Origin of the sequence: Prosthecobacter sp. (genome assembly GCF_029946185.1) — a bacterium.
In the GTDB taxonomy this organism is placed as follows: Bacteria; Verrucomicrobiota; Verrucomicrobiia; order Verrucomicrobiales; family Verrucomicrobiaceae; genus Prosthecobacter.
Genome location: NZ_JAQSEA010000022.1, coordinates 1 through 8,074 on the forward strand (window position 1 = coordinate 1; position 8,074 = coordinate 8,074).

Genomic DNA, 8,074 nt, shown 5'->3' on the forward strand with positions numbered 1-8,074 from the left:
TGTTGCTGGCGAACTGGTCGTGCTCGATGGCATCGGCGGCTTTACCACTGCGGGCTTTCTGGAAGATGCGCTCGGCCTCGGCATCGCTGATGAAATTGGCGTGGCAGTAGTTGAGGCCGTGATCGCTCAAGCGACCGCCGATGCTGTGGAAGAAGTCGTGGCGCTGTTTGAGGGCATCGAGCAACGAGGCGTAGCTCTTCACTTCGATGCCGCTGGCGGCGCTGAGCTTGTCACACCACGCATTCCAGGCTTCGGGCTGATGCACGGTGAGGGCCTTGTCCGGGCGGAAGGTGGGATACACACCGACTTCAAAGCCGTCGGCGGCGCATTTTTGATGATGGGCGAGGTCGTCGATGGGATCGTCCGTGGTACAGAGGGCTTTTACTTTTTGCGTGCGCAGGATGCCGCGTGCGCTCATCTCTGGCTTGGCGAGAGCTGCTTCGGTCTGCTCCCAGATGGCGGGTGCGGATTTTTCATCGAGCAGGGTGTCGATGCCGAAGTAACGCTTCAGTTCAAGATGCGTCCAGTGGTAGAGCGGGTTGCGCAGGGTGTGGGGGACGGTTTTCGCCCAGGCGAGGAATTTATCGCGGGGGCTGGCCTTGCCGGTGATGAACTCCTCGGGCACGCCGTTGCAGCGCATGGCACGCCATTTGTAGTGGTCTCCTTCGAGCCAGACTTCGAAGATGTTTTTGAACTGCCGGTCCTGCGCGATGTCCTTGGATGGCAGGTGATTGTGGTAGTCCAGGATGGGCTCGTCCTTGGCAAAGGTATGATAGAGATGGCTGGCGGCCTTGGTGCTGAGCAGAAAATCGTCGTGGATGAAAGACATTGCTGTTTGTCGGTTGGTGGTGGCGTGCCTACACTGGCAGGATGATCAAAACACGCAACTGGTTCGCACTCCTGCCGCTCTTCGCGTTGTGTGCCTGCAGTACGGTGCAGTTTTACAGCCAGGCGATCAGCGGACAGACGGAAATCTGGCGGAAATCGCGGCCCAATGCCGAAGCGCTGGCCGATGCCAGCGTGGCCGAAAAGGTCAAGCAGCGCCTGCGGTTGATCGAAGAACTGCGCGCCTTTGCTGCGAGTGATCTGCATCTGCCGACGAAGAGTTTCGGTAAGTATTGCGACCTGAAGCGGCCCTATGTGGTGTGGGTCGTGTATGCGGCGCCGGAATTTTCCACCGAGAGCAAGAAGTGGTGGTACCCGCTGGTGGGCAGTCTGAAGTATCGCGGCTTTTTTAATGAGAAGGATGCCACGGTGGAAGCGGCAGGGCTCAAGAAGAAAGGGTATGATGTCTTCGTGGGGGGGGTGGAGGCCTATTCGACGCTGGGCTATCTGGCGGACCCGGTGCTGAACACTTTTTTGCACCGCAGCGATGCGGATCTGGCCGAGCTCATCTTTCATGAGCTGACGCATGCCAAGGTGTTCATCCCTGGGGACACGGATTTCAACGAGGCCTTTGCCACGGCGAATGCCCAGGATGGAGTGAGACGCTGGATGCGCTCCAAAAACAATCTGAGCGGGCTGCACGAATATGAATCCAACCTGAAGAAGAGCCGGGAATCCGTGGCACTGATGCTGCGCACACGTGAGAAACTGAAGGCGGTGTATGCCCGCACTTATCGCAGCGTGGAGACGGAGCGATTGGAGAAGCTGCGGGTCTTTGACGAGATGCTGAAGGAGGCGGGGGCCGTGAGCCCTCATGCGCGGATCAACATCAAGCAGGCACCTAAAATTTGGAATAATGCGCGGCTCAATACTGTCGCCACTTATTACAACATGGTGCCGGGATTTGAACGGCTCTTGAAGGTAAAAAGGGGCGACCTCGAAGCGTTTCATCATGAAGTTTCCTCCATGCGCAAGCTGAGCAACGAGGAGCGAATGAAGATTCTAGGAACCACTGCCAACCATGACTGATCATCGATACACACGAAGCCTGTTGTTCTTTCTGCTGCTAAGCTGCTGCGGCCTGAGCTGGGCGCAGGACACATCGAGCTGGACGGAGCCGTTTCCGCCGCACCGGATTGCGGGAAATTTGTACTATGTGGGATCGCGTGATCTGGCTTCGTATTTGATCACGACGCCTGAAGGCCATGTGCTCATCAATAGCAGCCTGGAGGAATCGGTGCCGCTGATCCGCGCGAGCGTGGAGAAGCTGGGTTTCAAATTCACCGACATCCGCATCCTGCTGATCAGCCATGCGCATTCAGACCACTGCGCGGGCAGCGCGGAGATCGTGAAGCAGACTGGCGCAAAGTATTTCGTAATGGAACAGGATGCCGACTCCGTGGAGCAGGGCGGCGAGAAGAAGTCGCGGGTGGGGAAGGGTGACTACCGGGTGTTTCCGCCAGCGAAAGTGGACCACCGATTGAAGGACGGTGAAGAGGTCACGCTGGGAGATGCGGTGCTGGTGGCGCATCTGACGCCAGGGCATACGCCGGGCTGCACGACCTGGACCATGCAGGTGCTGGACGATGGGAAGCCGCTGAACGCCGTGATGATTGGCAGTCCGAGCGTGAACCCCGGCTACGTGCTGGTGGGAAACACGAAGTACCCAGGCATCGCGACGGATTACGAGAAGACCTTCCGCGTGCTGAAGGCGCTGCCGGTGGATCTGTTTTTAGGCGCACACGCCAGCTACTTTGACATGGAGGCGAAGCATGCGCAGATCGGCAAGACCCCCGTGAATCCCTTCATCGATCCCGCAGGGTATCAGCGCTATGTGGCTGACCGGGAGGGGGCTTTTCTGAAGGAGTGGGAGAAGCAGAAGAAGGGGAAGTAGCGGCGGCAGGAAGCGCGACTGCTGTCTGCGTGGTAAGTTGGTGGTGAGTGCTTGCGTATCGGGAGATGCGGACGCACCCTTGGGCCGCTCTCAACCATGACCCGTTTTTCTGCCTTCTTTCTTTTCGCGAGCGCAGTCTGCGCAGCGCCGCTGCCGTCGGTCACTCCCTTTTTGGAGCAGCACTGCACGGAGTGCCATGATGGGGAGGTGAAGAAAGGCGGACTGGATCTGACGGCGCTTCCGTTCAAGCCGGAGGAGCGGAAGAATTTTGATCATTGGGTGAAGCTCTATGACCGTGTGAACAAAGGCGAGATGCCGCCTGCGAAGAAGCAGCAGCCTGAGGCAGCGGACGTGAAGACTTTCCTGGCTGCGCTCAAGGCACCGCTGCGTGAGCACGAAGTGGCGCAGCAAACGGCGAACGGGCGCACGGTGCTGCGCAGGCTGAACCGCACGGAGTATGAGAACACGGTGCATGATCTGCTGGGCATCTCGCTGCCGCTGAAGCAGATCCTGCCGGAAGACACGCCGCTGCATGGGTTTGACACGGTTGCGGAGGGACTGCGCTTTTCGCAGCTTCAGATCGAGAAGTATCTGGAGGCTGCTGATGCTGCGCTGGATGCCGCCATTGTGCTGAGCAAGCGGCCCGTGGGGATCAATCAGCGCTACAGCTATAAGAACGAGCAGGGGATTCGCAAAAACCTGGATACGCCGGTCGGCACCCTGTCTGACAAGACGAATCCAAAGAGCGGGCACCGTGTGATGTTTCGCGAGAACGACAAGGAGGTGATCATGTTCACCACTGGCGACTACTTGGTGGCGCTGAAGCAGTGCCGCCTACCCGGTCCGGGGAGCTATCGCATCAAAGTTTCCGGCAACGCATTCCAAAGTGAGGGCGAGCCGCTGACGCTCATGATCTACAGCAACAACTACAAGCAGAAGCGCCTGCTGAGCTATTGCGAGCTGCCGGCGGACAAGTCGCGTGAGTTTGAATTCTTCGCGCGCCTCGATGGCAACGAGCACATCGTGATCAACTGTGATCGTGTGGGCCGCGACAAGAAGGGACAGAACATTTACAACGTGGGTGCTGCGGAATTCCAAGGCACCGGGCTGGCGATGCAATGGATCGAAGTAGAGGGCCCGCTGTCTGCTGAGTGGCCGCCTGCGAGCGTGAAAATGGCGCTGGGTGATGTGCCGCTGACTGAGCTGGACGACAAGAATCGCAAGTTTCGCGATGGCAAACAGGTGGGTTATGAGCTTGCGCCCACCAATGTGAATCAGGCCATTGCAAGCGGGCTCAACGGATTCACCGCACGTGCTTTTCGGCGGCTGCTGGAGCAGGATGAGGCGGGGCCTTATATCGCTCTCGCTGCGCAGTCGCTGGAGGCGGGTAGCACCTTTGAAGAAGCCATGCGTGTGGGCTTGCGCGCTATTCTGACATCGCCCGCGTTCCTGCTGCTGGAGGAACATCCTGGTAAACTGAGCGATCTCGCCCTGGCCACGCGGCTGGCGTATTTCCTCACGAGTTCGATGCCGGATGAGGAGCTGATGAAGGCGGCCGGCACGGGACAACTGAGCAAACCGGCGGTGCTGAAAGCGCAGACGGAGCGTCTGCTCAAAGGGCCTAAGGTGGCGGCTTTCGTGACGAACTTTGTGGGGCAGTGGCTGGAGCTGCGCAACATCGACGCGACCACACCAGACACGAAGCTCTACCCTGAATACGACATGCTGCTGAAGCTGGGCATGGTCACGGAGACGGAGGCTTTCTTCAGCGAGATGCTAAACAAAAATCTGCCGGTGGCCAACTTCATCCACAGTGACTTTGCCATGGTGAACAGCCGCCTTGCGGAGCACTACGAACTGCCGGGCATCGCTGGGGAGCAGTTTCGCCGTGTGTCATTGCCAGCGGACAGTCCGCGTGGTGGTGTGCTGACGCAGGCCAGTGTGCTCAAGGTCACGGCGAATGGCACGGTGACCTCGCCCGTGATTCGCGGTGCGTGGGTCATGAAGCATCTGCTGGGGCAGCCGCCCGAGCCACCGCCTGCGAGTGTGGGCTCCATCGAGCCGGATACGCGCGGCACCACCACCATCCGCGAGCAATTGGCGAAGCATCGCGACAGCGAGACCTGCGCCACCTGCCACAAGAGCATTGATCCGCCGGGCTTTGCGCTGGAAAGCTTTGATGTCATCGGCGGCTTTCGTGAGAACTACCGATCCAATGAAAAAGGAGACAAGGTGAAGCGCCAGCTCCGCGGCCAGAACATCTGGCAGTACAAGGAAGGCCTGCCGGTGGATGCCAGCGGCGAGCTGGCGGATGGCCGCAAGTTTCAGGGCATCGCTGAATTCAAGAAGCTGCTGCTGGAGCAGCAGGACCAGGTGCTGCGCGCGCTGGCCGGAAACCTCGTCACTTACGGCACAGGGGCAGGCATTCAGTTTGCGGATCGCGATGCCATCGAAGCTATCGCAAATCAAGCCAAAGCGGACGGCACGGGGTTGCGCTCGTTGGTACACGCGGTGGTGCAGTCGTCGCTGTTTTTGAGCAAGTAATCCTATGCTACACCACCAGCCAGTCTTCAAAGCGCAAGCCGGGAACCTTGGCAAAGTCCACGGTGTTTTGCGTCAGGAGAAGTGCGTCATGCGTGATGGCGATGCACGCAATCTTGAGATCCAGGGTGCCAATGCGGATGCCTTGCTTGCGGTGAGACTCAAAGAGGTCCGCAGATTCGTTATCCCACGACAAAACCGACCAGCGTGCATAATGTTCCACCCGCTCGTAAAAGCGCTGGTAGGCCTCGATTTGCATGTGCGGCTGTCTAGCAAGTCTGCTGATAGTGCCCATCCTGCCACGGAGCTGCTCCTCAACACTGATGACTGTGGTGAACAAATCCTGCCCACAGGTGCTGAGCCTGTCACGCAGCCGGGTGCCGGAGGGACCTGCGCGTTCAAGCGCACTGAGGTGATTAGTATCCAGCACCACCACGGGCTTCGATCTCCTTCTCGTAGGTCTGGCTTGCTCTCCACTCCTTGCCTAAACGTACAGCCTCGTCAAAGAGCGGATCGTCCTTTGCTGCGCCAAAAATGGACAGGGGGTCCTTCTTGGTGGACGGAGAAAGCCAAGGCTGAGGTTCAAGGAACCGGGCCTTCAAGGCAGCTAGCTCCATTTCCACGGATTTAAGCCGCTGTTCAATCGTTGCGCTCATAGTGTATTATCTCACCAGTTCCGACTTTTTCAACTCGCATCACAGACTCCCATGATCACTCGCCCTGCCATTTCACGCCGTGCCTTTCTGCACGGTTCCGGTGTCTCGCTGGCCCTGCCGTTTCTGGAGGCGATGATGCCGCGGCTTTCCAGTGCGGCGGCGGCCACACCACCGAAGCGCATGGTGTTTGCCTGCGCCTCCTTGGGCATTTATGGGCCGTCGTTGTTTCCGAAGGAGACTGGGCGTGGCTATGCGCTGACGCCTTATCTTGAGGCGCTGAAAGATCATCGAGATGACTTCACGGTGCTCTCGGGTGTGAGCCATCCGGATCAGGCTGGAGCGGATGGGCACACGTCGGAGATGACGTGGCTGACTTCGGCGCGGGGGCCGGGGCTTGGCGGCTTTCGCAACACGGTGTCGGTTGATCAGTTCGTGGCGGAGAAGATTGGCTATGAGACGCGTTATCCTTCGCTGGTGCTCAGTTCGGCAGGGCAGAGCAGCCAGAGTTACACGCGCAGTGGCGTGATGGTGCAGGCGCAGTCAAAGCCTTCGCAGGTTTTTGCCAAGCTGTTCCTCGATGGGACTCCCGGCGAGATCCACAATCAGATGCGCAAGCTGAAGGAAGGACGCAGCATCATGGACACGGTGCAGGCTGAGGCGAAGCGCTTTGAGCGTCGTGTGGGTGCGGCGGACAAGGAAAAGCTGGACGAGTACTACACCTCCGTGCGCGAGATGGAGGAGCGCATGCTCAAGTCTGAGGCGTGGGTGCAGAAGCCCAAGCCGAAGGTGGAGGCGAAGCAGCCGACGGATGTCGAGAATGAAGCGGATCTCATCGCGCGCATGAAGCTGCTGTTTAATCTGATTCCGCTGGCGCTGCAAACGGACAGCACTCGGGCTATCACGGTGCTGGTGCAGGGCAGGGGTGATGTGCCTTTGATCAATGGGGTGACGATGGCGCATCACAATCTGTCGCATCACGGGCAGGATCCGATGAAGATCGAGCAGCTTCAGCGCATTGAGCGCGCGGAGTTCGAGGCTTTGAATGGGTTGTTCACTTCGCTCAAGGCGAAGAAGGAGAGCAACGGAACCCTGCTGGATAACACGATGGTACTTTTTGGAAGCAATCTCGGCAATGCCAACAGCCACGACTGGCACAACCTGCCGCTGGTCTTTGCCGGTGGTGGGTTCAAGCATGGTCAGCACCTCGCCTTCGATGCGAAGAACAACCAGCCGATGTGCAATTTGTTTGTGCAGATGCTGCAGCGCATGGGGATCGAGGCGGATGAGTTTGGGTCGAGCTCGGGGACAGGTTTGCCGGGGCTGGTGGTGTAGTACGATGGGCACTCCTGCTCGTCGGTCTGCGCCACCGCCAGAGCCCGTGGTTTTTAAGCAGACATACGATGACTTCGCAGCAACGGCATGGGGCGCACCACGCGTCTGTTTGCGGTGAATCGTGAGCAAGGGGCTGGCTGTGCGCTGATCGACAGACAGGAGTGTCTGTCGTACTTCTGAATCACTCCTCCACCGCATCGAACACGTCCGTCACGGGGGCGTGCTGGGCGACCCAGGCTAATGCGTCTTCTTTGGATTTGAGCGTGCCTTCGAGCTGCAAGGTTTGCAGGGTGTGCAGCAATTTGCCGAGGGCTTTACCGGCGTGCCAGCCTTGGGCGATGAGGTCGGCGCCGGTGATGATGCGGGGGGGCAGCATGGGTTCGCTGGCGAGTTCTTCGCGCTTGGCGAGCATGAAGTCGTAGTTGTCCAGCATGCCGTTCGAGCCGAGGCAATCGACGCGGTGCAGCGCGAGTTCGTCATCGATGGAGGGGCGGGCCATGAAGCGACGCAGCTTGGCGGTGCGCATCTTTTTCACGTCCTTGAAGACCATGTGATTTTCCACGGCGATCACGGTGGGTTCGATCACGTCGTTGGAGAACTTCATGCGGCGCATGATCTCGCCGGTTTTTTCCGCGCCGAGTTTGTCGTGGCCATTGAAGCGGATGCGGCCGGTGTCGGCGTCGCGCGTTTGCGTGGCCGGTTTGGAGATGTCGTGGAGGAGCACGCTCATCACCAGCGGCAGCGAAACCTCGGCGGGCAGCAGGCT

General features: G+C 59.1%; 8 protein-coding genes. 4 read left to right on the top strand and 4 right to left on the bottom strand.

Annotation, left to right across the window (positions count from 1 at the left end):
* On the bottom strand, positions 1-829 hold an 829-nt coding region (locus PSV43_RS01215; protein WP_300192853.1), incomplete at its 3' end, for a glucuronate isomerase.
* Positions 830-870: 41 nt separating this feature from the next.
* Between PSV43_RS01215 and PSV43_RS01220 the strand changes: the two genes are divergently transcribed.
* The 3 genes from PSV43_RS01220 to PSV43_RS01230 all read left to right on the top strand — a co-directional run bounded on the left by PSV43_RS01220 (position 871) and on the right by PSV43_RS01230 (position 5,323).
* On the top strand, positions 871-1,914 hold the full coding sequence (locus tag PSV43_RS01220) for an aminopeptidase (RefSeq protein WP_300192855.1): 1,044 nt from the start codon (positions 871-873) through the stop codon (positions 1,912-1,914).
* Positions 1,907-2,779, top strand: a complete 873-nt coding sequence (bla, locus tag PSV43_RS01225; protein ID WP_300192857.1) for a subclass B3 metallo-beta-lactamase — start codon at positions 1,907-1,909, stop codon at positions 2,777-2,779. The genes PSV43_RS01220 and bla overlap by 8 nt, the downstream gene beginning before the upstream one ends.
* Before the next feature lie 96 nt (positions 2,780-2,875).
* The gene (locus tag PSV43_RS01230) at positions 2,876-5,323 is read left to right on the top strand and encodes a DUF1592 domain-containing protein (RefSeq protein ID WP_300192859.1); all 2,448 of its coding nucleotides are present in this window, start codon (positions 2,876-2,878) and stop codon (positions 5,321-5,323) included.
* A gap of 7 nt (positions 5,324-5,330) precedes the next feature.
* Here PSV43_RS01230 and PSV43_RS01235 read toward each other — a convergent pair whose 3' ends face one another.
* Together PSV43_RS01235 and PSV43_RS01240 are read right to left on the bottom strand one after the other, a co-directional pair.
* Positions 5,331-5,756 carry a type II toxin-antitoxin system VapC family toxin gene (locus tag PSV43_RS01235; RefSeq protein WP_345784641.1) on the bottom strand — a complete coding sequence of 142 codons (426 nt, stop codon included), beginning with the start codon at positions 5,754-5,756 and terminating at the stop codon, positions 5,331-5,333.
* The gene (locus tag PSV43_RS01240; protein ID WP_300192863.1) at positions 5,737-5,976 is read right to left on the bottom strand and encodes a hypothetical protein; all 240 of its coding nucleotides are present in this window, start codon (positions 5,974-5,976) and stop codon (positions 5,737-5,739) included. The genes PSV43_RS01235 and PSV43_RS01240 overlap by 20 nt, the downstream gene beginning before the upstream one ends.
* A gap of 51 nt (positions 5,977-6,027) precedes the next feature.
* On the opposite strand from PSV43_RS01240, the gene PSV43_RS01245 reads away from it, so the two are divergent.
* Complete coding sequence (locus PSV43_RS01245; RefSeq protein ID WP_300192865.1) at positions 6,028-7,308, top strand: DUF1552 domain-containing protein; 1,281 nt, start codon at positions 6,028-6,030, stop codon at positions 7,306-7,308.
* A 181-nt stretch (positions 7,309-7,489) separates the two neighbouring features.
* On the opposite strand, the gene PSV43_RS01250 is transcribed toward PSV43_RS01245, so the two are convergent.
* Positions 7,490-8,074: HD domain-containing protein (locus tag PSV43_RS01250; RefSeq protein WP_345784642.1), on the bottom strand; the 585-nt coding region annotated here is incomplete at its 5' end.

Coding starts and splice junctions, on each gene's coding strand:
- bla (WP_300192857.1), top strand. CDS start 1,907: ATGACTGATCATCGATACACACGAAGCCTGTTGTTCTTTCTGCTGCTA.
- PSV43_RS01240 (WP_300192863.1), bottom strand. CDS start 5,976: ATGAGCGCAACGATTGAACAGCGGCTTAAATCCGTGGAAATGGAGCTA.
- PSV43_RS01220 (WP_300192855.1), top strand. CDS start 871: ATGATCAAAACACGCAACTGGTTCGCACTCCTGCCGCTCTTCGCGTTG.
- PSV43_RS01245 (WP_300192865.1), top strand. CDS start 6,028: ATGATCACTCGCCCTGCCATTTCACGCCGTGCCTTTCTGCACGGTTCC.
- PSV43_RS01230 (WP_300192859.1), top strand. CDS start 2,876: ATGACCCGTTTTTCTGCCTTCTTTCTTTTCGCGAGCGCAGTCTGCGCA.